24 protein-coding genes are annotated in these 25,840 nt (G+C 67.5%); 14 read left to right on the top strand and 10 right to left on the bottom strand.

Annotated features, from left to right (window positions below; translation table 11 throughout):
- Window positions 1-56 precede the first annotated feature (56 nt).
- The gene (locus tag NF616_RS06960) at window positions 57-728 is read right to left on the bottom strand and encodes a TetR/AcrR family transcriptional regulator (RefSeq protein WP_252272521.1); all 672 of its coding nucleotides are present in this window, start codon (window positions 726-728) and stop codon (window positions 57-59) included.
- Between the two features lie 174 nt (window positions 729-902).
- Here NF616_RS06960 and NF616_RS06955 point away from each other — a divergent pair, with 174 nt between their 5' ends.
- The 5 genes from NF616_RS06955 to NF616_RS06935 all read left to right on the top strand — a co-directional run bounded on the left by NF616_RS06955 (window position 903) and on the right by NF616_RS06935 (window position 6,575).
- Window positions 903-2,492: a xylulokinase gene (locus tag NF616_RS06955; protein WP_252272520.1), complete on the top strand. Its 1,590-nt coding sequence runs from the start codon at window positions 903-905 to the stop codon at window positions 2,490-2,492.
- Window positions 2,489-3,124 carry a class II aldolase/adducin family protein gene (locus NF616_RS06950; protein WP_252272519.1) on the top strand — a complete coding sequence of 212 codons (636 nt, stop codon included), beginning with the start codon at window positions 2,489-2,491 and terminating at the stop codon, window positions 3,122-3,124. Before NF616_RS06955 ends, NF616_RS06950 begins: the two co-directional genes overlap by 4 nt.
- Window positions 3,121-4,581, top strand: a complete 1,461-nt coding sequence (locus NF616_RS06945) for an aspartate aminotransferase family protein (RefSeq protein WP_252272518.1) — start codon at window positions 3,121-3,123, stop codon at window positions 4,579-4,581. The genes NF616_RS06950 and NF616_RS06945 overlap by 4 nt, the downstream gene beginning before the upstream one ends.
- Window positions 4,578-5,195: a hypothetical protein gene (locus NF616_RS06940; protein WP_252272517.1), complete on the top strand. Its 618-nt coding sequence runs from the start codon at window positions 4,578-4,580 to the stop codon at window positions 5,193-5,195. Before NF616_RS06945 ends, NF616_RS06940 begins: the two co-directional genes overlap by 4 nt.
- Window positions 5,196-5,540: 345 nt before the next feature.
- The gene (locus tag NF616_RS06935) at window positions 5,541-6,575 is read left to right on the top strand and encodes an AraC family transcriptional regulator (RefSeq protein WP_252272516.1); all 1,035 of its coding nucleotides are present in this window, start codon (window positions 5,541-5,543) and stop codon (window positions 6,573-6,575) included.
- A gap of 673 nt (window positions 6,576-7,248) precedes the next feature.
- Here NF616_RS06935 and NF616_RS06930 read toward each other — a convergent pair.
- From NF616_RS06930 to NF616_RS06920, 3 genes are all read right to left on the bottom strand, one after another.
- Entirely contained in the window at window positions 7,249-8,463 is a 1,215-nt protein-coding gene (locus NF616_RS06930) for a DSD1 family PLP-dependent enzyme (protein ID WP_252272910.1), read from the bottom strand.
- 214 nt (window positions 8,464-8,677) lie between these two features.
- On the bottom strand, window positions 8,678-10,063 hold the full coding sequence (locus tag NF616_RS06925; protein WP_252272515.1) for a D-arabinono-1,4-lactone oxidase: 1,386 nt from the start codon (window positions 10,061-10,063) through the stop codon (window positions 8,678-8,680).
- Between the two features lies 1 nt (window position 10,064).
- Complete coding sequence (locus tag NF616_RS06920; RefSeq protein ID WP_434091875.1) at window positions 10,065-10,394, bottom strand: c-type cytochrome; 330 nt, start codon at window positions 10,392-10,394, stop codon at window positions 10,065-10,067.
- A gap of 261 nt (window positions 10,395-10,655) precedes the next feature.
- Between NF616_RS06920 and NF616_RS06915 the strand changes: the two genes are divergently transcribed.
- Complete coding sequence (locus tag NF616_RS06915) at window positions 10,656-10,814, top strand: hypothetical protein (RefSeq protein ID WP_252272513.1); 159 nt, start codon at window positions 10,656-10,658, stop codon at window positions 10,812-10,814.
- 12 nt (window positions 10,815-10,826) lie between these two features.
- Window positions 10,827-11,003, top strand: a complete 177-nt coding sequence (locus NF616_RS06910; protein WP_252272512.1) for a general stress protein — start codon at window positions 10,827-10,829, stop codon at window positions 11,001-11,003.
- 79 nt (window positions 11,004-11,082) lie between these two features.
- Here the strand turns inward: NF616_RS06910 and NF616_RS06905 are convergent, their stop codons facing one another.
- The 3 genes from NF616_RS06905 to NF616_RS06895 all read right to left on the bottom strand — a co-directional run bounded on the left by NF616_RS06905 (window position 11,083) and on the right by NF616_RS06895 (window position 14,206).
- Window positions 11,083-11,460 (bottom strand): DUF3509 domain-containing protein, encoded by a 378-nt coding sequence (locus NF616_RS06905; protein ID WP_252272511.1) that lies wholly within the window; start codon window positions 11,458-11,460, stop codon window positions 11,083-11,085.
- A 218-nt stretch (window positions 11,461-11,678) separates the two neighbouring features.
- Window positions 11,679-13,757 (bottom strand): TonB-dependent copper receptor, encoded by a 2,079-nt coding sequence (locus NF616_RS06900; protein WP_350493481.1) that lies wholly within the window; start codon window positions 13,755-13,757, stop codon window positions 11,679-11,681.
- 59 nt (window positions 13,758-13,816) lie between these two features.
- Window positions 13,817-14,206 (bottom strand): hypothetical protein, encoded by a 390-nt coding sequence (locus tag NF616_RS06895; RefSeq protein WP_252272510.1) that lies wholly within the window; start codon window positions 14,204-14,206, stop codon window positions 13,817-13,819.
- A 134-nt stretch (window positions 14,207-14,340) separates the two neighbouring features.
- On the opposite strand from NF616_RS06895, the gene NF616_RS06890 reads away from it, so the two are divergent.
- The 3 genes from NF616_RS06890 (at window position 14,341) to NF616_RS06880 (ending at window position 17,372) form a co-directional block, all read left to right on the top strand.
- Window positions 14,341-15,471, top strand: coding sequence for a two-component system sensor histidine kinase NtrB (locus NF616_RS06890; protein WP_252272509.1), 1,131 nt, complete (start codon window positions 14,341-14,343; stop codon window positions 15,469-15,471).
- Window positions 15,472-15,553: 82 nt separating this feature from the next.
- A complete protein-coding gene (locus NF616_RS06885) occupies window positions 15,554-16,999 on the top strand; it encodes an ATPase domain-containing protein (protein WP_252272908.1) in 1,446 nt (481 codons plus the stop codon).
- A gap of 7 nt (window positions 17,000-17,006) precedes the next feature.
- Complete coding sequence (locus NF616_RS06880) at window positions 17,007-17,372, top strand: response regulator (RefSeq protein ID WP_252272508.1); 366 nt, start codon at window positions 17,007-17,009, stop codon at window positions 17,370-17,372.
- 69 nt (window positions 17,373-17,441) lie between these two features.
- Here NF616_RS06880 and NF616_RS06875 read toward each other — a convergent pair whose 3' ends face one another.
- Complete coding sequence (locus NF616_RS06875; RefSeq protein ID WP_252272507.1) at window positions 17,442-17,600, bottom strand: DUF3309 family protein; 159 nt, start codon at window positions 17,598-17,600, stop codon at window positions 17,442-17,444.
- Window positions 17,601-18,112: 512 nt separating this feature from the next.
- On the opposite strand from NF616_RS06875, the gene NF616_RS06870 reads away from it, so the two are divergent.
- Genes NF616_RS06870 through NF616_RS06855 form a run of 4 tightly spaced genes read left to right on the top strand, consistent with a single transcriptional unit; the run spans window position 18,113 to window position 23,839 of the window.
- A complete protein-coding gene (locus tag NF616_RS06870; RefSeq protein ID WP_252272506.1) occupies window positions 18,113-20,383 on the top strand; it encodes an ATP-binding protein in 2,271 nt (756 codons plus the stop codon).
- The gene (locus tag NF616_RS06865; protein WP_252272505.1) at window positions 20,384-20,860 is read left to right on the top strand and encodes a response regulator; all 477 of its coding nucleotides are present in this window, start codon (window positions 20,384-20,386) and stop codon (window positions 20,858-20,860) included.
- A gap of 29 nt (window positions 20,861-20,889) precedes the next feature.
- Complete coding sequence (locus NF616_RS06860) at window positions 20,890-23,289, top strand: response regulator (protein ID WP_252272504.1); 2,400 nt, start codon at window positions 20,890-20,892, stop codon at window positions 23,287-23,289.
- Window positions 23,282-23,839, top strand: a complete 558-nt coding sequence (locus NF616_RS06855) for a biliverdin-producing heme oxygenase (protein WP_252272503.1) — start codon at window positions 23,282-23,284, stop codon at window positions 23,837-23,839. The genes NF616_RS06860 and NF616_RS06855 overlap by 8 nt, the downstream gene beginning before the upstream one ends.
- Window positions 23,840-23,911: 72 nt before the next feature.
- Here NF616_RS06855 and NF616_RS06850 read toward each other — a convergent pair whose 3' ends face one another.
- Window positions 23,912-24,406: a single-stranded DNA-binding protein gene (locus tag NF616_RS06850; protein WP_252272502.1), complete on the bottom strand. Its 495-nt coding sequence runs from the start codon at window positions 24,404-24,406 to the stop codon at window positions 23,912-23,914.
- 9 nt (window positions 24,407-24,415) lie between these two features.
- Window positions 24,416-25,810 (bottom strand): MFS transporter, encoded by a 1,395-nt coding sequence (locus tag NF616_RS06845; protein ID WP_252272501.1) that lies wholly within the window; start codon window positions 25,808-25,810, stop codon window positions 24,416-24,418.
- Between the last annotated feature and the right edge of the window lie 30 nt (window positions 25,811-25,840).

The following is a 25,840-nucleotide window of genomic DNA, read 5'->3' as shown; positions in this document are numbered from 1 at the left end:
AAGGGCCCTTGAAACATTTCTACACAGGTGCCGCGCAGCCCTCTGCGCAGCGCCCTTCACGCCTGTCGGGCAAAGGCCTCGAGGCTGCTGGTGTAAATGAACTGCAGGGTGCGCTTGAGCTGCTGCACCCGCTGCTGGCGCTGAGGCTCGGGCAGGCTCAGGGCCAGCTTGGTCACCGAGCTGCCGCCCTCGCACAGCACCAGCGCCAGGCCCTCGGCCTGCTCCGGATCGACGTTCGGATGCACGCTACGGATCGCCGTGGCGACCATGCCGGCGGTGGCCAGGGTGTCCGCCTGGTTCAGCTCGCGCAGCTCCGGCGCCGCGGCCACGCAGCCCCAGACTTCGACGAAGCCGGGGTGGCTGACCTGGATCTCAACCATCAGGTCGATCAGCCGCTCGATCAGCAGGCCGGCGTCGGCGCTGTTGCTCGGGTCGACGATCCGTTGCAGATCGGCTTCCAGGCGCTCGCTGACGCTGCTGGTGTAGCGCTGCCAGACCTCCTTGACGATGGCCAGCTTGGTCGGGAAATACAGGTACAGCGAGGCGATCGGCAGCCCCGCCTCGCGGGCGATCTCGCGCATCGACACCGCCTCGTAACCACGCGCGGCGATCAGCTCCAGCGCCGTGCCCAGGATCGCCTCGAAGCGCGCCTGGCTACGCTCCTGCTTGGGCGCACGCGGCGTACGGGGTTTTGCATCGGGGGTGCTTGACAAGGTTTTGTTGGCCACAGCATTCTCGAAAAACATGAGCAATGCTTATGTTTTAGCGCGACTCTGAAAAAATGGAAAGGGGCCGATGCAAAACAGCCGGAAACACCGCGCAGTACAGCGGCGCACGACAGACGCCAGGCGCTTCGGGCGTGGCGACGGTGCGCAGGGTGCGCCCTGCGGGAACGCGCCGCGATGAGTCGCGACGACCGTTTGGTCCTGGCCGTGGACCTCGGCAGCTCCGGCTGCAAGACCGCCCTTGTCGGCCTGGATGGCCGGGTGCGTGCCTTCGCCTTTCGCGCGGTGAGCAACCACCTGTTGCCCGGCGCCGGCGTCGAACAGTGCCCGGAAGACTGGTGGCGCGCCTTCGAGGAGAGCGCCACCGAGGTGTTGCAGCGCCCGGAGATCACCCGCTCGAACATCGTCGCGCTGGCCTGCTCCTGCCAGGGCGAGGGCACCCTGCCGGTGGACCGCGACGGCAACCCGCTGGCCCGCGCCCTGCTGTACATGGACATGCGCGGCCAGGCCGCGGTGCAGCGCCAGGTCGGCGGCGCCCTGCCGCGCGTGGCCGGCTACGACCCGCTCAAGCTGTGGCGCTGGCTGCGCCTCACCGGCGGCGCGCCGGCGCTGTCCGGCAAGGACCCGTTCGGCCACATCGCCTTCATCCGCGAGGCGATGCCGGAGCTGTACGCACGCACCGACAAGTTCCTCAACGTCCTCGACTTCATGAACCTGCGCCTGACCGGGCGCATCGCCGCCACCGTCGACTCGGCGCTGACCACCTGGGTCACCGACAACCGCGACCCGGCCAACATCCGCTACGACGACGGCCTGCTGCGCCTGGCCGGCCTTCGCCGCGAGCAGCTGCCGGAACTGGTGCGCTGCAGCGACATCCTCGGCCCGCTACGCCCGGCCGTGGCCGAGAGGCTCGGCCTGCCCGCGGGCCTGCCGGTGGTGGCCGGCGCGGTGGACAACACCGCATCGGCACTGGGCTCCGGCGCCGTGGCGGACAACGCCCTGCACCTGTACGTCGGCACCTCGTCGTGGATCGGCGCCCACGTGGCGCAGAAGAAAACCAATGTGTTCAGGCAGATCGCCGCCGTACCCTGCGCCCTGCCCGACCGCTACCTGATGATGGCCATGCAGTCCGCCGCCGGCGCCAACCTCAGCTTCCTGCGCGACCGCATCCTCTACGCCAGGGATGCCCTGCTGCAGAACGAGGCCGGCCCGGACGTCTACCGCATCCTCGACGAGATCGCCGCCGGCGTGCCGGCCGGTGCCCGCGGCCTGCTCTACCTGCCCTGGCTGATGGGCGAGCGCACGCCAGTCGACGACAGCAAGCTGCGCGCCGGCCTGCTCAACCTGACCCTGGAGCACGCCCGCGAGGACATGGTGCGCGCCTTCCTCGAAGGCGTGGCGCTCAACACCCGATGGATGATGGAGTCGGTGCGCAGCTTCCTCGGCACCCGGCCGGACAGCATCACCCTGGTCGGTGGCGGCGGCCAGTCCGATGTATGGAGCCAGGTCTTCGCCGACGTACTGGACATGACCGTGCTGCAGCCCGAGCAGCCGATCCAGGCCAATGCCCGCGGCGCCGCGTTCCTCGCCGGAGTCGGCATCGGCGCACTGCAGTTTTCCGATCTCGCCGAGCGGGTCGCCATCCGCCGCCGCTTCGAGCCGCAGGCCGCGCACCGCCAGCGCTACGCCGACAGCTACGCCACCTTCCGCGCCGCGCACAAGGCGCTGGCGCCCTTCTACGCCAAGCTCCATGGAGACCCACGATGAACGAGCGCGAAGCCCGCGAGGCGGTGGTGCGCACCGCCGTCGCCCTGGCCGACCAGGGCTTTCTCGCCGGTGTGGGCGGCAATCTGGCGCTGCGCATCGACGCCGAGCGTTTCGCCGTCACGCCCTCGGCCAGCGACTACTACGCGATGACCGCGGACGATATCTGCGTGCTGCGCCTGGACAGCCTCGAACAGCTCTCCGGCACCGGCAAACCCTCGGTAGAGAGCGGCCTGCATGCCCGCGCGCTGCAGGCACGGCCGGACTGCCTGGCCAGCGTGCACACCCACCAGCCCGTGGCCAGCGCCTTCACCCTGCTCGACCGACCACTGCCGATGCACGGTGCCGAGGCACGTCGGCTGATCGGCGCCGAGGTACCGATGTGCGCCTACGCGCCCTCCGGCACCAGCTGGCTGGCCGCCAATGTCGGCAAGCGCGTGCGCGCCGACCTCAACGCCTACCTGATGCGCAATCACGGCGCCGTCTGCCTCGGCGCGACCCTGGAAGACGCCTGCGCCGTGGTCCGCCTGCTGGAGCAGGAAGCCATCGCCTGGTTCCGCCGCGCCCTGGCCGCGCAACCAGACAACCGCCTGTACCGACAGACGCTCGAACTCCTGGAAGAGGATCTGCTATGAACGCCTCCACCGACTTGAACAGCACCTCCGGCATCAGCCACTGGCCGGATACCGATGCCATCGACGCGCGCCTGAAGACGCTGATCAAGCAGCCGATCCGGCCGATCCGCCGCGAGCACATGGACAAGGTGCTCGGCTATTTCGAGAACAACTGCCGCACCTCCAAGCAACTGGCCGAGCAGGCCTGCGCGGTGATCCCCGGCGGCGTGCAGCACAACCTGGCGTTCAACTACCCCTTCCCGCTGGCGATGAACAAGGCGCAAGGCGCGCATCTGCAGGACGTCGACGGCAACCGCTACATCGACTTCCTCCAGGCCGGCGGCCCGACCCTGCTCGGCAGCAACGACCCGGTGGTGCAGCAGAAGGTCATCGAGACCCTCCACGACTGCGGTCCGGTCACCGGCCTGCTGCACGAGTACGAGATCAAGCTGGCCGAGCTGGTGTGCCGCATGGTGCCGTCGGTGGAGATGTTCCGTATGCTCTCCTCCGGCACCGAATCGGTGATGGGGGCGATCCGCCTGGCCCGCGCCTACACCGGCAAGAAATGGGTGATCAAGATCGGCGGCGCCTATCACGGCTGGAGCGACCAGCTGGTGTACGGCATGCGCATTCCCGGCACCGGCCGGCGCGAGGCCATCGGCATTCCGCGTGGCGCCACTTCGCACACCCAGGAGAGCTTCCCCAACGACCTCGCCGCCATCCGCCGGCGCCTGCAGATCAACCGCCTGCGCGGCGGTACCGCGGCGATCATCGTCGAGCCGCTGGGCCCGGAGAGCGGAACCCGCCCGGCGCACCGCGAGTTCAATGCCAACCTGCGCAAGCTGTGCGACGAGTTCGGTGCGCTGCTGATCTTCGACGAGGTGGTCAGTGGCTTCCGCGTCGGCCTGTCCGGCGCCCAGGGCTATTTCAACGTGCGCCCGGACCTGACCATCTTCGGCAAGTGCCTGACCGGCGGCTACCCTATGGCCGGCGGCATCGGCGGGCGCCGCGAGGTGATGATGCTGCTGGCCGGCGGCATCGGCGGCAAGCAGACCAAGCGCGCCTTCGTCGGCGGCACCCTGACCGCCAACCCGCTGTCCTGCGTGGCCGGCTACCACAGCCTGCTGGAGATCGAGCGACGCAACGCCCCGGCCATCGCCGGCCGCGCCGGTGACCGCCTGACCGCCGGCCTGGGCCAGATCATCGAGCGCCTGGGCCTACCCTACGTGGTCTACAACCAGGGCTCGGTGGTGCACCTGCAGACCTCCGGCGTGCTGCTGCTCAACGTGCGCAACCCGATCCAGCTGCTGCGCGAGGTCAACCCGCGCAAGCACATGATGGAAGAGATGGGCGCCGCCTACATGGCCCACGGCCTGGTGACGCTGGCCGGCAGCCGCATGTACACCAGCGCCGCCGACAGCGACGAGATCATCGACGAGGCGCTGAACCGCTTCGAAGACGTGTTCAAACTGGTATGAGCCTGCACGACGAACTACTCCAGGCCAGCCAGCGCCTGGCCGCCAAGGGCCTGTTCAACGACGGTGGTGACAGCCTCTCGCTGCTGCTGCCCGGCACCGGGCGCATCCTCCTGCAGGTCTACGGCGAGGCACCGCGCGAGGTCGATCTGGGCCAGGGCGAGGATGGTGTGGCCGGTCTGCACGCGCGGCTCTATCGCCTACGCGGCGATATCGGCGCAGCGGCGCTGCTCAGCCCGCGCTGGAGCCTGCAACTGCAGCAGCTCGGCGAGGCCATGCCCTCTGTGTTCGACGAACAGGCGCGGCATATCGGCCGCTCCTGGGCACCAGCGAGCAGCGAGCAGTTGCCCAAGCTGCTGGCCGGCGGCGGCAACGCCGGGCCGCTCGAAGGCCGCCTGCTGGCCCTGGGCGTGACGCGCAACCGCATGCTGTTCAATGCCGAGCTGTTCGAGAAATGCGCCATGGCCTATGTGCTGGCGCGCCTGGGCGGCGAGCGGGTGAAGAAAGTGCCCTGGTGGGTGCGTCTGATCGCCGGCCGGCGCCTGCGCCAGGACCAGGCCCGCGCCGCCAGCAGCCATGCGGCCGGCGAGCAGGCTGCCGAGCTGGGGGCCTATTGATCGTAGGGTGGATGACGCTCCGCTCATCCACCAATGGCCCCTCGGTGGAGCGCCACCCGGTGGATCGCCCCCCGGTGGATCGCCACCCGGTGGATCGGTGAAGCGTGATCCACCCTACGTTGCTCCCTCTCCCGTTTACGGGGGTACGCCCAGTGGAGAGGACCGGGGAGAGGGCTTGGTCATTCCCCTCTCCCCAGCCGCTCTCCCCCATGTGGGAAAGGGGGGCTATGGCGCCGTGCACTGGCGCCGTGCTAACTATGCAGGCGCTGCCCTTACCAGGCAGCGCATAACAACAAGAACAGGCGCCCGCCGCCGCTCAACGACTTCCCTGCAGGGAGCGTGTCCATGAAACCCATCGCCGATCCGCGTTACTCGGAGGCCTCGGCCCCACCGCAGATTTCCCGCTTCCTGCTGCAGCACGTCGCCGCCGTCGGCCGCGACCCGGCCATGCTCTGCCGTGGCCTGGGCTTCGAGCCCGACGACCTGAAGAAGCCTGACTATCGCCTGTCCTACCGGCAGAGCTACCTGCTGGTGCGCCGCGCCCTGCACAGCCTGGACGACAGCGGCCTGGGCCTGGCCGTCGGCAGCCGACAGACTGCCGTGTCCTGGGGCCTGGTGGGCATGGCCATGCTGGCCAGCCCGACCCTCGGCGAGGCGCTCGACCTGGCCATCCGCTACCAGCGCCACACAGGCGCCCTGCTCGACTGCGAGATGGAACTGCGCGGCGAGCGCTGCCTGGTGTTCGCCACCACGCGCTTCTTCGATCCGGAAGTGGCGGTGTTCTACCTCGAGGAGGCCTTTGCCAGCGCCCAGGCCATCGTCCGCCATCTGTCCGGCCAGGACCTGGTCATCGACCGCATCGAGCTGGAATACCCGCGCCCGCCCCACTGGCAGCGCTACGCGGAGATCTTCCGCTGCCCGGTGAAATTCGGCGCCGGACACAACCTGATCGCCTTCGATGCGAGCTGGCTGCAGCTCTCGCTACCGACCCGCGACGACTACGTGGCCGCCGAGATCGCCGAGCTGCTGGACAGCGCGCGCTGGGAGCAGCACGGCAGCTCCGACCTGATCGAGACCATCCAGCGCGAGGTGCGCAAGAGCCTGTGCCGCCCGCCGCAACTGGCCGAGCTGGCGCAGCAGCTCAACCTCGGCGAGCGCACCCTGCGCCGGCGCATCGACGAGGCTGGGCTGTCCTACCACGGCATTGTCGACTCCGTGCGCCGGGCCAAGGCCCTGGCTCTGCTCAGCCACCGCGACAGCCGGCTGATCGACGTGGCCAGCGAGACCGGCTTCAGCGACGTGCGCAACTTCCGCCGCGCCTTCAAGCGCTGGACCGGGGTGACGCCGCGCACGGCGAAGCAGCGGATCGCTCAGGAATGATCGAGGCACATCGGCCGAGCGTAGGGTGCGCCGCGCGCCCCCGGACCTACAGTGATTCCCTGGTGCGCACGGCACACCCTACGAAGGCCTGAGCCTTGCACCTAGCCCAGGGAGTCGCCCCGGGCGGCCGACCGATGCCAAGACTCTTGGCGCCCAGGCTTCAGGATTCCCGATACACCGGCCAGTGCGCGACGATCTTGCCGCCGCGCAGAGGTCAAAGCCGCACCGGCTGCCCGAACGTAGGGTGCGCCGCGCGCCCCCGGACCTACTGTGATTCCCTGGTGCGCACGGCACACACTACGAAGGCCTGAGCATTGCACCTAGCCCAGGGAGTCGCCCCGGGCGGCCGACCGATGCCACGACTCTTGGCGCCCAGGCTTCAGGATTCCCGATACACCGGCCAGGGCGCGACGATCTTGCCGCCGCGCAGAGGTCAAAGCCGCACCGGCTGCCCGAACGTAGGGTGCGCCGCGCGCACCAGAAGCCGCGTAGAGAGCTCCTGGTGCGCGGCGCAAGCTAAAAAGCTTCAAGACTCCTGATACACCGGCCAGCGCTCGACGATCTTGCCGCCGCGCAGAGGTCAAAGCCGCACCGGCTGCCCGAACGTAGGGTGCGCCGCGCGCACCAGAAGCCGCGTAGAGAGCTCCTGGTGCGCGGCGCAAGCTAAAAAGCTTCAAGACTCCTGATACACCGGCCAGCGCTCGACGATCTTGCCGCCGCGCACGGCCAGTAGATCGCCGAACTGCAGCAACACCGCCTCGCTCTGGGTGGGGCGCAGGAACACCTGGTCGTCCACCGCCAGGCCCACCGCGGGCGAGCCATTGACCAGTTCCTGGTTCGAGCTGCGCCCGTACAGGCCACTGAGCTGCAGCCCGACCGGCGAAGCCAGGTCGGCCTGCCAGTTGCCGCCGTAGATGAAGAAAGTCTCGCGCTGGTTGACGTTCCACCAGGCGAACAACCGCGACTTCTCGTCCAGCGCCGGAATGCGCAGCGCGCCCGTGCGCTTGAGCACCGGCGTGGCGATGTACACCGCCGGCTGGTGCTCGGCCAGCGACGGCAGGTCGTAGTGGCTGGGCTTGAGCAGGCCGGTGCCGATGGCTACCTCGCTACTCAGCCGCTCCTGCTCGTGGGCGCGATAGCTGGGGCTACCAGCGGTGTTCAGGGTCAGGCCCTCGCGCCACAGCGCCGGGAAGCGCTGACGGGCGAAGTCGACATAACCCTGGTACAGCGCCATCACCTTGGCCAGCAGTTCGTCCTGGCCGCCCAGCACGGACGGCAGATTCATGCCGACGAAGGGGTCGTAACCCATGAAGCCGGCGAACTCCAGCTGCTGCGGGTTATCCGCAATCAGCTGCAGCAACTGCCCCAGCGTCTGCGTATCGCTGACGCCGCCACGGTGCAAGCCCACGTCCAGCTCGATATTGATCCGTAGCCGCGTGCCCAGCCCCCGGGCCAGCGCCAGGTACTGCTGCAGGCGCTCGGGGGTATCGATCAGCCACTGCAGCTGCTTCGCCGGATCGAAGGGCCCGCTGTGCTGCTGGTAGAACAGCTGCGCCGAGCGCACCGGCAGCGGCTTGCCGAGCAGGATGTCGGCCTCGGGGAACAGCCGTGCATCGTGATTGAGGAAGGGTTGGTGGAAGGACATCAGCTTGCGGGTGCCGATGCGCTCGCCGATATAGCGCAGCAGACCGGGTGCCGGCAGCGACTTCTCCACCAGGCGCAGCTGCTTGCCGCTGCGCGCGAGGAACTGACGCAACACCTCGATGTTGTGATCGAGGCGGTCGAGGTCGATCAGCAGGCTCGGGCGCATCGGCCCGTTGGCCTTGAGCTCCTGGTTCAGCGCCTGGAAATAGGCATCGTGCGGCTGACCGCGGTCACCCGGGCGCAGCCAGGCAGCGGCCAGCAATCCGCCGGCGCCCAGGCCGGCCAGCACAAGAGTGCGTCGCTTCATCCTTGCTCCCTAACCCATACCTAGACCGAATAGCCCAGCCAGATGCGCATTGACGAGGCGCCCCTGCGGGTCCGGGCTACTGACTGCTCCGGCCTAAATACCGCGGCCAGAAGCCCCCTTGAATAGCCCGAAAAAGATCGTAAATAGGCTCTTAACCAATAGCCAAGCCGAACAACCCGGCCAGATGCGCATTGACGAAGCGCCCCTGCGGGTCGAGTTCCTGGCGCAGCTCGGTGAACTCCCTCCAGCGCGGATACAGCGCCGCCAGCTGGCGCGCGCCCAGGCTGTGCAGCTTGCCCCAGTGCGGCCGCCCCTCGTATTTCCAGAAGATCGGCTCGATGGCGGCGAAGAACTCGCGATGGTCCATCGAGTGGTGCTGGTGGATCGACAGCGCGCAGCTGTCGCGCCCCTCGAACATGCTCAGGGGAATGTCGTCGGCCTTCACGTAGCGGTACTCGACCGGCATCCAGGTGCGCAGGTTGCCGTCGTCGATGCGCTTGAGGATCTCGCGCAGGCAGGCCGGGCCGTGCTCGGCCGGCACCGAATATTCCATCTCGTTGAAGCGCACGTTGCGCACGTTGGCGAATATCTCGTAGGACGCGTCCACCCGGTCGTCAAAGCTGGCCAGGTGGCGCATGCTGTTGAGCAGGCTGCGGCGCAGGCCGGGCGAATCGCTCAGGTGCTTGTCCAGCCCCTCGATGATGTCGATGAAGCCGTTACCGCCCTCCTCGTCCGGCGGCACCGGCGGCGTGCTCGGGTCCTCGGTCTCGTTCAGCGCCACCGACAGCGCGTAGTCGGAGTGGGTCACCACCAGCATTTCCCAGTGCTGGTTGTCGCGCTTGAGGTTGTCGATGTCCTCCAGCAGCTCCTCGGTCTTGCCCAGCCACTGGCGTTCGCGCAGGCGGAAGGCGGCGCGGTTTTGCATGCGCACCTTGGTCACCACGCCCAGCGCGCCGAGGGAGACGCGCGCCGCATTGAACAGCTCGGGATTGCTCTCGCGGCTGCAGTCGAGCACCTCGCCGGCGGCGCTGACCAGTTGCAGGCCGCAGACATTCGAGGAGTAGGAACCGAAGCCGATGCCGGTGCCGTGGGTCGAGGTGGCGATCGCCCCGGCCAGGGTCTGGTAGTCGGTGTCGGCCATGTTGATCAGCGCCTGGCCGACCTCCTTCAGCGGCGCGCCCATCTGCGACATTGGCGTGCCGCTGCCGAACTCCGCCTGCAGCGTCTGCGCGTCATGCGCCAGCAGCCCGGCGAAGTGGCTCAGCGACAGCAGGGTATCGTCGGTGGGCACCAGCGCGCTGAAGGAATGCCCCGAGCCGACCGGGCGGATCTTGCCCGAGGCCTTGCGGATGACCTGCACCAGCTCGTCCAGACTCTTCGGTGCCAGGCGCTCCAGCGGCAGGCAGCTCTGCACGCCCGACCAGTTGCGCCAGGGAATGGGACGCGGCGTTTCTGCGGCCCACAGCGAGCGCCCCGGCAAGGCCAGGCAGGCGCCCAGCAGGCTGGCGCGTTGCAACAGCTGACGACGGGAGACCATGTCAGTGGCCCCCCGCAGGCTGCGGCGCGGCGGCCATGAACTCGATCAGCGCGCGGATGTCGGCCTCCGAACACTGCATACACAGGCCCAATGGAGGCATGCCCTGGAAGCCATTGATGCTGTGGTCCAGCAGGGTGTCCATGCCCTTCTCCAGGCGCGGCGCCCAGGCCAGGATATCGCCGGTCAGCGGCGCACCGGCGGCCGGGTTGGCATGGCATTGCTTGCAGCTGGCGCCGTACAGCTGGGCCAGCGCCGTATCCGTTGGTACGCCCTGCGCAGCGCTTGGCGAAGCCTTAGACGCCTCTTCCGCGCCACAGCCCGCCAGCAACATGCACAGCACCAGCACTGCCCCGCTTCCCCCACCCCGCCCTACCCGCATCGCCACCTCCGAAGCCGCACATTCGTCATGGCCACACTAAAACAGCGGCACCGGGCGGATGAGGTCTCAAACGGCCAGCCAAGAACCGGGAAATGGCCAAAACCGAAGGAGTTCAGCGGCCTTCCACACGAGCGGGCCCGGCCCGGAAGGTTGAACATCCCCCGAGCCTTTGACTCGTAATTGTGAGAGCCAGGAAAACCAGCGAGGCGCGACATGACCACGTCCAAAGGCGGCAAGCATACGGTCCATCACGGTCCGGAGGTGTTGCCCAAGAGCGGCATTAAAAACACTAGCCAGGGTGGCGGCAACGTATTAGGCAATCGCAACCGTAGCCGGGCTGAGAGCAGCGACCAGCGCGGCGAACGACATTGAGGAGGCAACGATATGACAACGCGCAAAGGCGGCAAGCACAGCTTTGCGGATGACCCGCAGAAGGTCTCGGGCGCAGGCGGCAAGGGTGGCGGACAGACCACGGGGATCGATGTGAAGCGGGATCGGGCGGAACGCGCTCGGACAGGCGGACAGCACAGCCACGGCGACATTCGCCGCGATGGGCATTGAGTTTCAGGGGATTGATTGAAGCGGTGATCTACCGGAGGCCTTTCCTGTGCCTCCGGTCACCAGATCGCCGCGCCGCCAATCAAACAGCGGTCGCCAGCAGCTCGTGGTTGTGGCGCTGCTTCTTCATCAACTCCAGCTTGCGCTTGTGTACCAGCAGGCGCGAGGCGGTGATGTGGATCGGGCCGCCGGTGAAGGTCGGCAGGTCGCGCAGGCCCCAGCGGTCGCCGTCGTCTTTTTCGATGGCCTGGCCGTTGGCCAGCTTGAGGCTCAGGTTGACGTCAAAAATCAGCTCGCGCACGCGGTCCTGATTGAAGATGGCGGCGCTGTCGATGGCCTTGCTCAGCGGCACTTCATTCGGCTTGGACAGGGTCAGCAACAGCATCCCATCCGGGCGGGGCTTGATCGAAACGGAATGAGCGGGGAAGGCTTCGAAGAATTCCTTGATCGCGAGTTGCATCGGTCTACTCCCTATTGTTGGTCTCGGGACCTTCACCAGTGCAGCGTATGTGCCAACTTTTCAAAGCCAAGCAAATCGTTAAATTTCAATTACTTAACTTTTCACGATGGCATTCTGGCGCCGTGCAGAATGCACGAACGCCCCCAGGGGGTTTGCAGAATGCACGGCTCAGAAAGACAAAAGCCCGCCTTACGGCGGGCTCTCGTGGGATGGACGACTCAGAAGTCGATGTCGACCTTGGTCCACAGGGTGCGGCCCGGCTCGTCGATGGCGACCGGATCGGCCGGATAGCCGAAACCGGCGTCGCCGGCAAGGTTGAGGTGCTCGGCGTAGTCCTTGTCGAACAGGTTGTCGACGCCGACGCTGAGCTTGAGATGCTCGTCCACCCGGTAGGCGCCGTTGAGCGAGAACACGCCGAAGCCGGCGCTCTCGTCGAAGTCCTGGCCGACCACGTTGCCCCTGCCCTCGTCCACCCGGTGCTGCGCGCTCACCACGCGCCACAGCGCACCGGCGCTCCAGGCGTCGCGCTCGTAGCTCAGCCCGAGGCGCGCCTCCAGCGGCGGCATCTGCGGCAGGGCCTCGCCGTCCGAGCTGTTCTTGCCCCAGGCGTAGGCCAGGGTCGCATCGGCCTTCCAGTGCGCGTCGAGGTCGTAGGCCACGCCCAGTTCGCCGCCCAGGATGCGCGCGTCGATGTTGTCGGCCCGCGAGCCGCCCATCATGCCGCCACGGTAGTCGAACAGGATGTAGTCGCGCACCTGGCCGACATAGCCGGAGGCCCAAGCCTGCAGGTTGTCGCCGTTGTACTGCACGCCGAAATCGAGCTGGGTGGTCTTTTCCGGCGCGATGCCGTCGAAGGCGTTGACCTCGCCGGCCGGGCCGGCGCTCGGCGAGAACAGCTCCCAGTAGTCGGGGAAGCGCTGTACGTGGCCCAGGCCGACATAGAGGGTGGTCGGCGAGCCGGCCAGGTCGTGCTCGTAACGGGCGAAGCCGCTGGGCAGGGTGTCGGCACGGGTCTCGTCGGCGGTCGGGTTGGGCATGCTCATCATGCCGCCAGTGCTCTGCCGGTAGTCCTTGGCCGAGGCCCGGTCCAGGCGCGCGCCGGCGATCAGCCGATCGCGCTCGGCCACACGCCAGGTCAGCTCGCCGAAGGCGCCGTAGCTGTGCATCACCGCGTCCTTGCTCCAGGGAAAGGCGTCGGTATCGATGTAGCGGTCGCTCATCATGTCGTAGCGGGAATTGCGCTCGCGGTGCTCGCTGCGCAGGGCGTCGATGCCGGCGACCAGCTCGACGTCGCGCCAGACGAAGGTGGCGGCAAAGCGCCCGCCGACGGTGCGACGGTCGACCTGTGAAGCCATCGGCATGGCCATCATGCTGGTCGGGTCCGGCTGGCGCAGGCTGAAGTTGTCCATGACGTGGTCGGCGTAGTTGTAGTAGAGCTGCGCCTCCAGCTTGTCGAGGGTGCCGCCGAGGTTGCTCTTCTCGAAGCGCAGGCCGAGGCTCTCGCGCTCGAACTGCGCACCGTCCATGCCGCGCCCGGCATAACGTGCCTCGCCGTCGCCCTTGCCGGCGGTGAACTCGATCAGGGTGTCGGCATCGGGCGTCCAGCCGATGGCCAGGTCGCCGTTCCACTTGTTCCAGCGCGACGGCACGGTGTTGCCGTCGCCGTCCTCGTAATCGTCGGACTGGGCCTGGTTACCGACGAAGCGCAGATAGCCCGCTTCGTTGCCGACGGCGCCGTCCAGCACCTTGTCGAAGCGGCCGTTGGAGCCGCCCAGCAGGCTGGCATGCAGGCGCGAATCGAGTTCGCCGAAGCGCTCGGGCTCGCGCTCGAACAGCACGGTGCCGGCCGAGGCACCCGGGCCCCAGAGCACGGTCTGCGGGCCCTTGATCACGGTGAGTTTGTCGAAGGTCTCCGGTGAGATGTAGGAGCTGGGCGCATCCATGCGGTAGGGACAGGCGCCGAGCATCAGGCCGCCGTTGGTGCGCAGGTTGATGCGCGAGCCGAACATGCCCCGCAGCACGGGATCACCGTTGCTGCCGCCGCTGCGGATGGCGGAAAAGCCGGGAATGGTCTTGAGGTAGTCGGTGGCGTCGCTGGCCGGCACCGGCTGGCGGGCGTCCTTGGGGTCGGCGTGGATGGTCAGCGGCGAACTCTGCTGCACGGCGGTGACCACGGTGGGCGCCAGCTCGGCATCGGCCGACGTTGCGGCGAGGGCCGGGGCGGACATGGCCAGGGTCAGTGCGGAAAGAACGAACGGCAGGCCGGCGCGCACCGGCACGAATACGGAGAGAGTCATGGTGTTTTCCGAAAAAAGGCAACGGGAGCCCTCGCGAGGAGGGCGCGTGTTGGCGGCTTTCAGGAAAACGTCGGCGGTGCTCGCCCGGGCGGCGCGACCAGGAACGGTGGGGCCAGGCTCAGCGCCTCGGCGAAGCGCGGCCGCTGCGCCGGCGCCACCGGAGGCGCTGGCGGCATGAAAGCGAACGACTGCAGGCTGGCGACATGGGCGCCGCACTGCACGCAGGGCAACTGCTGGCCCGAGACGCCACCCTCCTCGTCACCGAGCTGCCACTGCATGCCCTGCGAGGTACACAGGAGCATGAAGCCGCTCTCGCTCATCAGCGGCAGCGCCCACAGCGGCATACCCACGCGCAACAGAATGCCCACCAGGGCAAAGGCGTAGAGCCAATCGTGGGTATTTCGGCTGAGCGGTTTCAGGGGGGCGACATCCTTTTTGTTGTCGCGCATTCTAGTCAGCCATGTAGGATGACGCTGCTGACAGGGCGTCGCACCCCGGGGCCGCCCCGGAATCCGTGGCCGGCGATGCTCCTCGCGCCGCCCGTGGCTGCGGCAGCAAGCCCGGATACCGAATCGAGAAAAGCATGTCCGACGAACCGCCCTATCTCTCCAGTGGCCTGACCGAAAGCAACTACGAGCTGCTGGTCCGGGCCGTCGTCGACTACGCCATCTATATGCTCGACACCCAGGGCCGGATCCTGACCTGGAACACCGGCGCCGAGCGCATCAAGGGTTATCGCGCCGAGGAGGTCCTCGGCCAGCACCTGGAAATGTTCTTTCCCCAGGACGACCGCCGCGAAGGCAAGGCGCAGCAGCTGATCGCCACCGCGCTGCGCGAGGGCCGCGCCCAGGACGAGGGCTGGCGCGTGCGCAAGGACGGTTCGCGCTTCTGGGCGCTGGCGGTGCTCGATGCGATCCACGACGACGCCGGCAACCTGATCGGCCTGGCCAAGATCACCCGCGACCTGACCGAGCGCCACGAGGCACAGCTGCATCTGGATGAGGTGCGGGCGCAGCTATTCCAGGCGCAGAAGATGGAGGCGCTCGGCCAGCTCACCGGTGGCATGGCGCACGACTTCAACAACCTGCTCACGGTGATCATCGGCTCGAGCGACCTGGCCCTGCGCAGCCAGGACCCGGAGCGCATCCGCCTGCTGCTCGAGAGCATTCACGAGGCAGGTAGGCGCGGACGCGAACTGACGCGCAACCTGCTGACCTTCGCGCGCCGCCGCGAACCCGAGGCCCACACGCTCGACCTGGTGTCGACCCTGGAGGCGTCCACCGGGCTGTTCCGCCAAGCGCTGCCAAAGCACATAGAGCTCGATCTGGATGTGGCCACCGTGCACCCCGTGCGGGTCGATGCCAACCAACTGGAAATGGCCCTGCTCAACCTGATCTTCAACGCCCGCGATGCCATGCCGGACGGCGGCCACATTCTGCTGCGCGCCGAGAACCGCAGGATGAGCGGCGAATGGGAAAACCTGCACGGCGACTTCGTGCTGATCTCCGTGACCGACAACGGTCCCGGCATCGAACCGGAGATCCAGGCGCGCATCTTCGAGCCCTTCTTCACCACCAAGAAATTCGGCAGTGGTACCGGCTTGGGCCTCAGCCAGGTGTACGGATTCGTGCGCAACGCAGGCGGTTCGGTACGGGTCGAGAGCCAGCCCGGGCACGGCACCCGCATGACCCTCTATCTGCCGGCCGCCTTCTAGCCCATGGCCGGCGAGCAGCCGTGGGAGTAAAGTGCCCGCATCAGCGGCGCGTCGGTGCGTCGCCCCTCAGAGAGATGGAAGGATCTTGGAACAGTTAAAACGCCTTCGTAGCGGCATTGGCGGCCTCGACGTCCTGTTGAAGGGAGGCCTGGTCTCCGGCGCCTCGTACATAGTTCAGGGCCGGCCAGGCTCGGGCAAGACCATCCTGGCCAACCAGATCGCCTTCAACCACGTCAGCGAAGGCGGCCGAGTGCTGGTGGCCACGCTGCTGGCCGAGTCCCACGACCGGCTGTTCCAGTTCCTCTCCACCCTCAGCTTCTTCGAGCCGCAGCGGGTCGGTGCCGAGATCCAGTTCGTCAGCGCCTTCGATACCCTGCAGAACGAGGGCCTCGACGAGGTGGTGCGCCTGCTGCGCCGGGAGATCAACCGCCAACAGGCCACCCTGCTGATCATCGACGGCGTGCTCAACGCCCGCTCGCGCGCCGACTCCCAACTGGACACCAAGAAATTCATCTCCGAGCTGCAGGGCCACGCCGCCTTCGCCGGCTGCACCGTGCTGCTGATCACCAGCGCCCGCCTGGATGACGGCAGCCCCGAACACACCATGGTCGACGGCGTCATCGAGATCGGCGAGGAATTGCACGGCAACCGCTCGGTGCGTCGCATCCAGCTGCGCAAGACCCGTGGCAGCGCCGCGCTCTCCGGCCTCCACGAATGCGAGATCACCGACCGCGGCCTGGTCGTCTATCCGCGCCTCGAGAGCCTCTATGCGCAGCCTTCGCGGCCTGACAGCCCTGACATGCGCCGCGTGCCCTGCGGCGTCGAAGGTCTAGACGAAAAGATCGAGGGCGGCCTGCCGGAGTCTTCGGTCACCCTGCTGATGGGCCCGTCCGGCGTCGGCAAGACCAGCATGGGTCTGCACTTCCTGTCCCAGTGCAGCTCGGCGGAGCCAAGCCTGCATTTCGGCTTCTACGAGACGCCCCAACGCCTACGCCTGAAGGCCCACGCACTGGGGCTCGACTTCCCCGCGTTGGAGGAAAGCGGCGCGCTGCATATTCTCTGGCAGCCCACCACCGCGGGCCTGCTCGACGCTCTCGGCCTCAACCTACTCGCTACGGTCGAGCGCCTCGGTATCAAGCGCGTACTAATTGACAGCCTCGGCGGCATGGCGCGGGTGACAACCAATCCGGCTCGCCTGATTGATTTCTTCGGCGCGTTACTGAATGAATTGCGCGCCCGCGGCGTAACCGTGATGGCGACCTGGGAGATGCGCGACCTGTTCGGTGCCGAGATCATCGCGCCCTCACATGAGATGTCCAGCTTGGTCGACAACCTCATGCTGATGCGCTTCGTGGAAATGAATTCTGAATTAAAACGCTCGTTGTCGATTCTCAAGATGAGAGACAGCGCCTACAACCCCTCCCTTCTGGAAATCGTGATCGGCGATCAGGGCCTTCGGCTCGAGAAGGGTTTCAGACATGCCAGCGCGGTGCTAACCGGTACCGCGACCACTACGACGGACCGATGAGCTAAGCATGGCAACCATCCTGATAGTCGATGACGAATATCTGATCGCGGATATTCTCGGCTACGCGCTGGAGGATGAAGGCTACATGGTGGTCAAGGCGAGCAATGGCCGGCGCGGGCTGGAAGTACTCGACCGCGAGCGGCCCGCACTGGTGATCACCGACTTCATGATGCCGCTGATGGACGGCGTGGAATTCGCGCGTGCCATTCGCAGCCGCCCGGCGACCGCCGACCTGCCGATCCTGCTCATGAGTGGGGCTCATGGCAGCATCGGGCGAGCTACCCCGGACCTCTTTGAGGATGTATTCGACAAACCCTTCGAAGTGGACCAGATCATCGCCAGGGTCCGCGAGCTACTCGGCTCGGCTATCTGACCGCCTTTTACGCGTTTGGATGGGCAGGCAGCCGGTGGAGGCCGCCCCGCACGGGGGCGGCGCTCACTGCTAGACGTAACCTAGCAATAACAAAACCAACAGAATTACTACCACCAGGCCGAGGCCGCCGGACGGGCCGTAGCCCCAGGAGCGGCTGTGCGGCCACGCCGGAATGGCTCCGATCAGCAGCAGGATCAGGACGATCAGCAGTATGGTTCCCAGGGTCATGACGAGTTCCTCGCAGTCGTGGTCGCGGCGCGCCAACAGGCATCGCCCGTCTAGCCAGGCCATTCCAGGCCTCACGAAAATATCGACTCGGCGGACGCAGCGGCAGTTCGGACTATTTGTCCGGTGCGAGAACGCCTTCGCATCCGCGCAGCGAGCGGACCAGGTTCGCTCTTCCACCCTGCGACACGGTCACCAGCGCCGCGCCGACCACCCGGTGCATGCCGGCCAATGCCCTCCACAGAGGCCCGAACAGACGGCCGTGGCCTGCCTCGCGTCCTTGGCGCAGCGGCCGTTTGCAGGTAAATTGGCAGCCCTCCCGCGCTCAATTTCGTGTCGGCTTTTCGGCCGCCGTTTCGCTTCGCGGAAGACTCCGGGTCTGCGCCGTTTGCAAGCGGAGAAGAGGTTCTGAAACAGACATGGGCCGTCCGGCTTCGCCGCGGCCCGCAGCAGTTTCGCAACGACCTGCCGGCCATGGTTGAACTGCACCCAGGCCGCAGCCCGAAGGACAGAGGATGACAGACCGCACCCCCGACACGCTGGCCGACGCGGTCGCGCGCTGCGCCGACGAGCCGATCCACGTTCCCGGCAGCATCCAGCCGCATGGCTTTCTCCTCGTCGTCGGCGAGCCCGACCTGCGCGTGCTGCAAGCCAGCCAGAACGTCGCCGAATGGATTGGCGAAGAGGCGCAGGGCCTGCTGGGCCGGCAACTGGCCGAGCTGATCGGCGACAGCGATCTGCCGCAACGCCTGGCGGCGGTGTCCGGCGATGACCGCAACCCCTTCCATGTCGGCGACGTCGGCTTGCGTCTGGGGGCCGCCGCCGGCCAGTCGTTCGCCCTGATGGCGCACCGCAACGACGGACAGCTCATCCTCGAGTTCGAACGCACCGGCAGCGCCCGCGAGGCCTACGGCACGCTGTACCCGCTCATGCGCACCTTCGTTGCCGAGCTGCACGCCGCCGAGAGCCTCGAATCGATCTGCCAGCTGGCGGTCAACGAGCTGCGTCGCATCACCGGTTTCGGGCGGATCAAGGCCTACCGCTTCGACCAGGAAGGCAATGGCGAGGTGCTCGCCGAACATGCCGAACCCGGCTACGCCAGCTACCTCGGCCACTGTTTCCCCGCCTCGGACATTCCGGCCCAGGCCCGGCGCCTGTATCGCGAGAATCTGATCCGGGTGATCCCCGACGCCAACTATCAACCCTCGCCGCTGATCCCGCAGCTCAACCCCGTCAGCGGCGCCCCGTTGGACCTCAGTTTCGCCTCCTTGCGCAGCGTGTCGCCGGTGCACCTGCAGTTCATGCGCAACATGGGCACGCTGGCCTCGATGTCGGTCTCCATCGTAGTCCGCGATCAGCTCTGGGGCCTGATCTCCTGCCACGACGCCGAAGCCCGCCAGGTCAGCCACCAGAGCCGCACCGCCTGCGAACTGCTGGCTCGCATCCTGGCGCTGCAGATCGACGCCAGCGAGAGCGACCTGCTAGCCCAGCGCAAGCTCGAGCGCCGCCACCTGATCGTCCGCCTGCTGGCCGGCATGGCCGACCGTGACAGCGTGACCGAGGGCTTCAAGAGCCTGCCGGACGTGGTCCTGGCCTTCGCCGCCGCCGAGGGCGCCGCGGTGGTCAGTGCCGACAGCTGCGTCAGCGTCGGCGAGGTGCCGGCCCGCGAGCAGATCATCGAGCTGGCCAAGTGGATCGCCGCGCGCGAATCGGGGCCGCTGTTCAGCAGCGACAACCTGAGCCGCGACGTACCGCAGCTGCCGGCGCTGGCCGAGCACAGCGCCGGCGTGCTGGCGGTGTCGATCTCGAACCTGCACCCGCACTACCTGATCTGGTTCCGCCAGGAGCGGGTGAGAACCATCAAGTGGGCCGGACAGCCGCAGAAGCAGCGGGACGAAATCAGCGGCGCGCTGACCCCGCGCCACAGCTTCGAGACCTGGCGCGAGGTGGTACGTGGCTTCTGCGCCCCCTGGGAAGAGGCCGAGCGCGAGGGCGCCCTCGAGCTGCGCAACGCCGTGCTCGGTATCGTCCTGCGCAAGGCCGAGGAGATGGCCCAGCTGGCGGGTGAGCTGCGCGAGAGCAACAAGGAGCTGGAGTCCTTCTCCTACAGCGTTTCCCACGACCTGCGTGCGCCACTGCGGCACATCGCCGGCTACACCGAACTGCTCAGCGAGATGGAGGGCGGCCAGCTGAGCGAACGCGGCCAGCGCTTCCTGGGCAACATCGGCGACGCCGCGCGCTTCGCCGGCACCCTGGTCGACAACCTGCTGAGCTTCTCGCAGATGGGCCGCTCGGCGCTGCACCTGTCCGACGTCGACCTCGGCGCGCTGGTGGCCTCCGTTCGCGACGAGATGCGCCCGGACTACGAGAGCCGCGAGGTCGAGTGGGAGATCCTGCCGATGCCGGTGGTGGTCGCCGACGCGTCCTTCATCCACATGGTGCTGCGCAACCTCATCGGCAACGCGCTCAAGTACACCGGCACGCGCGAGCGCGCACTTATCGAAATAGGCGCCCATCAACGACCTGACGAAACGGTGGTCTACATCCGCGACAATGGCGTGGGCTTCGACATGCAGTACGCCAACAAGCTGTTCGGCGTGTTCCAGCGCCTGCACCGGATGGAGGAGTTCGAAGGCACGGGCATCGGCCTGGCCAGCGTGCGCCGGATCGTCGAGCGCCATGGCGGCCGGGTCTGGGCCGATGGCCGCGTCGACCAGGGCGCGACCTTCTTCTTCGCGCTTCCCCACCTGACCTACACCGAAACGGCGAACGATCGGAAAGACTAGATGCTCAAACCCATACTTCTCGTTGAAGACAACCCCCACGATCTGGAGCTGACGCTGGTGGCGCTGGAGCGCAGCCAGCTGGCCAACGACGTGGTGGTCAAGCGTGATGGCGCCGAGGCGCTGGATTACCTGCTGCGCCGCGGCGAACACCAGAGCCGCGACGACGGCAATCCCGCCGTGCTGCTGCTCGACCTGAAGCTGCCCAAGGTCGACGGCCTGGAGGTGCTCAAGACGGTGCGCGAGACGCCCTCGCTGCGCAGCATCCCCGTGGTCATGCTGACCTCCTCGCGGGAAGAGCCGGACCTGGTGCGCGCCTACGAGATGGGCGTCAACGCCTACGTGGTGAAGCCGGTGGATTTCAAGGACTTCGTCGCCGCGATCTCCGACCTCGGCATCTTCTGGGCGGTACTCAACGAGCCGCCGCCCGGCTCGCTGCGCCTGAAGCGCACGCGCCGCGTCGACGAGCAGAACGACTGAATCCCGCAACCCTCGCCGCAGGAAGGCCAATGCCCGCGTCACAGAACATCAGTGTCCTGTTCATCGAGGACAGCTCCCACGATGCGGAGCTGGCCCAGTTGGCGCTGGAGCGCAGCGGCTTCGTCCTCGACATCGAGCTGGTCTACAGCCACGCCGGCGTGGTCGAGGCCCTGCAGCGGCGCGAGTTCGACCTGATCCTGGCCGATTTCATCCTGCCCGGTTTCTCCGGCAGCCAAGCCTTGCAGGAGGCCCGCCGGCTCGCGCCGCAGACGCCGTTCATATTCCTCTCGGGGGTCTACGGCGAGGAAAACGCGGTCAACATGATGCGCTCCGGCGCGATCGACTACGTGCTCAAGCAGAACCTGGGGCTGCTGCCCAAGGCCGTAACCCGTGCACTCGCCGAAGTCGACGAGCGCCACCGCCGGGAACGGGCGGAACAGGCCCTGCAGGAAATGGGCGTGCGCGCGCGCCTGGCGGTCGACGCCGCCCGCCTGGGCATGTGGGACTACGAGCCGGCCAGCGACCAGCTGCGTTGCGACCAGCGCTACCGCGCGATGTGCGAACTGGACGAGGACGAGCCGCTGAACATGGCGGTGTTCGAGCGCCTCTGCCACCCGGACGACCTGCCCTACATGCGCGAACGCATTCGGGCCGTCACCAGCGATCACCAGCGCCCCGACTTCGCCGCCACCTACCGCATCCAGTTGTCCGACGGCCGACTGCGCTGGCTGGACATGCGCGGCCAGGCATTCTTTGTCGGTGAGCGTTGCACCCGCTTCGTCGGCGTGGTGATGGACATCACCGAGCAGCGCCTGGCAACCGAGGCGCTCAAGCGCATGAACGAGACCCTCGGCGAACGGGTGGAAGAGCGCACCCGCGAACGGGACCGGACCTGGGAGCTGTCCCGCGATCTGCTCGCCATCATCGACTTCGACTCCACCACCCGGGCGCTCAATCCGGCCTGGCAGGACATCCTCGGCTGGTCCCAGGACGAGCTGCTCGACCGCCCCATGGCGGATCTCACCCACCCCGACGACCTGCGCGCCAGCCGCGTGGCGATGAGCACGCTGCGGCGCGGCCGGGTCGCCCAGCGCTTCGTCAACCGGGTGCGCCATCGCGACGGCAGCTACCGCTGGATCTCCTGGAACGCGGTGCCGGATGCCGGGCGGGCCTATGTGGCCGGGCGCGACATCACCAGTGAGATCGCCAGCATCGACAAGCTGGCCGACGCCAACAGCGCGCTCCGTCAGCAGATCCACGAGCGCGAGAAGGTCGAGGCCACGCTGCACCAGATGCAGCGCCTGGAGGCGGTCGGCCAGCTGACTGCCGGCGTGGCCCATGACTTCAACAACCTGCTGACGGTGATCCTGACCAGCGCCAATTTCCTCCAGCGCGACCTCGAACGCGGCGCGCCGCTGGAGAACTGCCTGCACCGCCTGAACTACATCCGTACCTCCGGCGAACGCGGCGCAACCCTGACCAGCCAGCTCCTGGCCTTCGCCCGGCGCCAGCAGCTGGCGCCCTCGCCGCTCGATCTGAACGACACCATCGACGGCCTGCTCAGCCTGCTCAAGAGCACGCTGGGCGGCAGCATCGAAGTGGTGACGCAGCCGAAGCAGGGGCTCTGGCATGCGCTGGTCGATCCGACGCAGATCGAGATGATCATCCTCAACCTGGCGATCAATGCCCGCGACGCCATGCCCGAGGGCGGCAAGCTGGTACTCGGCACGGCCAATGTGAGAATCGAGAGAGCCTCCTGGCGCGCCGGCGAACCGGGGGCCGGCGAGTACGTGGTGCTGTCGGTTTCCGACACCGGCACCGGCATGAGCGAGGAAGTGCTGCAGAAGGCCTTCGAGCCGTTCTTCACCACCAAGGAGGTGGGCAAGGGCTCCGGCCTGGGGCTGGCCCAGGTGTTCGGCTTCGCCAAGCAGTCCGGCGGCGGCGCGCGGATCGTCAGCGCCCCCGGCGCGGGCACCACGGTTCAGGTATTCCTGCCAAGGACCGAACCCGAGGCCGATGAAGACGCGCTGCAGGACGAGGAAGACGAGCCAACCATCGTCGCGGGCGACCATCACATCCTGCTGGTCGACGACGATTCCGCCGTGCGCGAAGTGACCTCGCAGATGCTGCAGCGCCTGGGCTTTCGAGTTTCCGAGGCGGACTCCGGCGCCAGCGCCCTGCAGCGCCTCGAAGAGGTCGAGGTCGACCTGCTGCTCGCCGACTTCATCATGCCCGGCATGAACGGTGGCGAGCTGGCCCGCGCCGTCAGGACACGACGCCCGGAGCTGCCCATCGTGTTCATCAGCGGTTATTCCGAGCTGGAGGAGCTGGGCCTGGCCGATAGCCTGGTGATCCAGAAGCCGTTCCAGGAAGAGCAGGTGGCCCGCAAGATCATCCAGGCGCTGCGCGACGCGGGCCGGCATGGATAGCCTGCGGCAGCGCCTGAAGCACTTCGGCGCCGACCTGCACAAGCAGGCCGACGAGGCGTTTTCCGCCTTCTCACTGGAAACCCGCCAGGGTTATGGCGACTTTCTGCGCGCCCACGGCCGGGCGATTCTCTCCCTGGAGCGGACCCTCGAAAACAACGGCGTCGAAGCCCTGATCGACGACTGGCCACAACGACGGCGCAGCGAGGCGGTACTGGCGGACCTGCACGCACTGGGCATCGCCGCCGAGGCATCGCGCGGTATGCCGCCCATCGCCGGCGCCGGCTGGTGCTGGGGCGCCCTGTACGTGCTGGAGGGCTCGCGCCTGGGAGCCCGGCTGCTGCTGCAGCGACTGCAGGCGGCGCAACCGGCGACGCCGGCGCACTATCTGAGCCATGGACTGGCCGACGGACTCTGGCCGCGCTTTCTGCGGTGCTTCGAGGCGCAGGCGACCGCCTGCGACGAGCGCCAGTTGCAGCAGGGCGTGGCGGACGCGTTCGGCCAGTTCCTCGCCGCAGCCGAGCGCTACGGCCGCTGCGTCAACGCCTCCTGAGCGGCGCACCCGCGCCAACGAAAAAGGCCCGCTCATCGTCGATGGGCGGGCCTTTCTTCATTCACGCAACCGTCAGAACGGAATGTCGTCGTCGAAGCTGTCGTAGTCCGGGGCCGGCTGCTGGGCGGCCGGCTGCGGTGCCGGACGCGGCGCGGATTGCTGCGGCGCCGGGCGCGACTGCTGCTGACGCGGCGCGTAGTCGCCACCGCCTTCGTTGTTGCCGCCGCGGCTGCCCAGCAGCTGCAGGGTGCCGTTCATGTCGACCACGATCTCGGTGGTGTAGCGCTTGACGCCGTCCTTCTCCCACTCGCGGGTCTGCAGGCGGCCTTCGACGTAGCACTGGCTGCCCTTGCGTAGGTATTCGCCGGCGATCTCGGCGAGCTTGCCGAAGAACACCACGCGGTGCCATTCGGTGCGGTCCTGCTGCTGGCCGGTCTGCTTGTCCTTCCAGCTGTCGGTGGTGGCAAGGGTGATGTTGGTCACCGCATTGCCGTTGGGCAGGTAACGGGTTTCCGGGTCGCCGCCGACGTTGCCGATCAGAATGACTTTGTTAACCCCACGGGCCATTTCGTTCTCCTAAGCTTTCTGCGTCTCCGCGGCCTCTTCGAGCACCTGCTCGAGCAACGCGCGGTCCAGTTGTTGGGTGTCCACTTTGATGTACAACGCGGCCTCCTCGGCCACCACCACGGCGTCGCTGACGCCGGGTATCGCGAGGAGGCGCCCCACCAGCGCGCCATCGGCCACGGCATGGGCTCCGAGCGGTCGGCGCAGGCTGGTCACATAAGGCGGCTCGCGCATAGTAGCAGCTGCCGCAAGCCAGAGAAGCCCCAGCAGCGCGCAGCCGACGAATACATAGGCGAGGCCGCCGTGCTGGTAGAGCCAGCCACCGAGGATGCCGCCCACGGCGGCGCCGAGGAACTGGCTGGTGGAGTACACGCCCATGGCCGTGCCCTTGCCACCGGCCGGCGCCACCTTGCTCACCAGCGAGGGCAGCGAAGCTTCCAGCAGGTTGAAGGCGGTGAAGAACAGCACGAAGCCACACACCAGCGCCGCCAGCCCGTGACCGAACGCCCAGAAGTACAGCTCGCACAGCACCAGCACCGCTACCGCGCCGCACAGCACGCGCTTCATGCGGCGCTTCTTCTCGCCGTAGATGATGAACGGCACCATGCCGAAGAAGCCGATCAGCAGCGCGCTGAGGTAGACCCACCAGTGTTCTTCCTTGGCCAGCCCGCCTTCGTCCACCAGCGCCAGCGGCAGGGCGACGAAGCTGGCCATGAGGATGGCGTGCAGCACGCCGATGCCCAAGTTCAGGCGCAGCAGTTCGCCGTTGCGCAGGGTCGGCAGCAGCGCCTGGCGCGCCACTCCGGACTCGCGGTGCTGCAGCGAGCGCGAGGCCCGGGGCACCGCGACGGCGACGATCAGCATGCCGAGCAGCGCCATGCCGGCGGTGGCCCAGAACAGACCGGAAAGACCGAAGGCGCGGGTCAGCAGCGGGCCGACCACCATGGCCACGGCGAATGACAGGCCGATGCTCATGCCGATCATGGCCATGGCCTTGGTGCGGTGCTGCTCGCGGGTCAGGTCCGACAGCAGCGCCATCACCGCCGCCGAGATCGCCCCTGCGCCCTGCAGCACGCGCCCGGCGATCACGCCCCAGATGGAGTCGGCATTGGCCGCCAGCGCGGCGCCGGCGGCGAACACCAGCAGGCCGGAGTAGATCACCGGCAGGCGGCCGATGCGGTCGGAGATCACGCCGAAGGGAATCTGCAGCACCGCCTGGGTCAGGCCGTAGGCGCCGATGGCCAGGCCGATCAGCGCCGGGGTGGCGCCGGCCAGGTCGGTGCCGTAGGTGGCCAGCACCGGCAGGACCATGAACATGCCCAGCATGCGGAAGGCGAAGACCAGGGCCAGGCTGGCTGCGGCGCGGGTTTCGCCGGCGCTCATGCGGTCGCTGTGCGGATCGTGCATGGAAAAACCCTGAACAAAGAGGCCGGCGAT

Source organism: Pseudomonas subflava (assembly GCF_023823685.1).
GTDB lineage: Bacteria > Pseudomonadota > Gammaproteobacteria > Pseudomonadales > Pseudomonadaceae > Aquipseudomonas > Aquipseudomonas subflava.
Note: the sequence above shows the minus strand (reverse complement) of the source record. Positions and strands in the feature narration are given on the sequence as shown.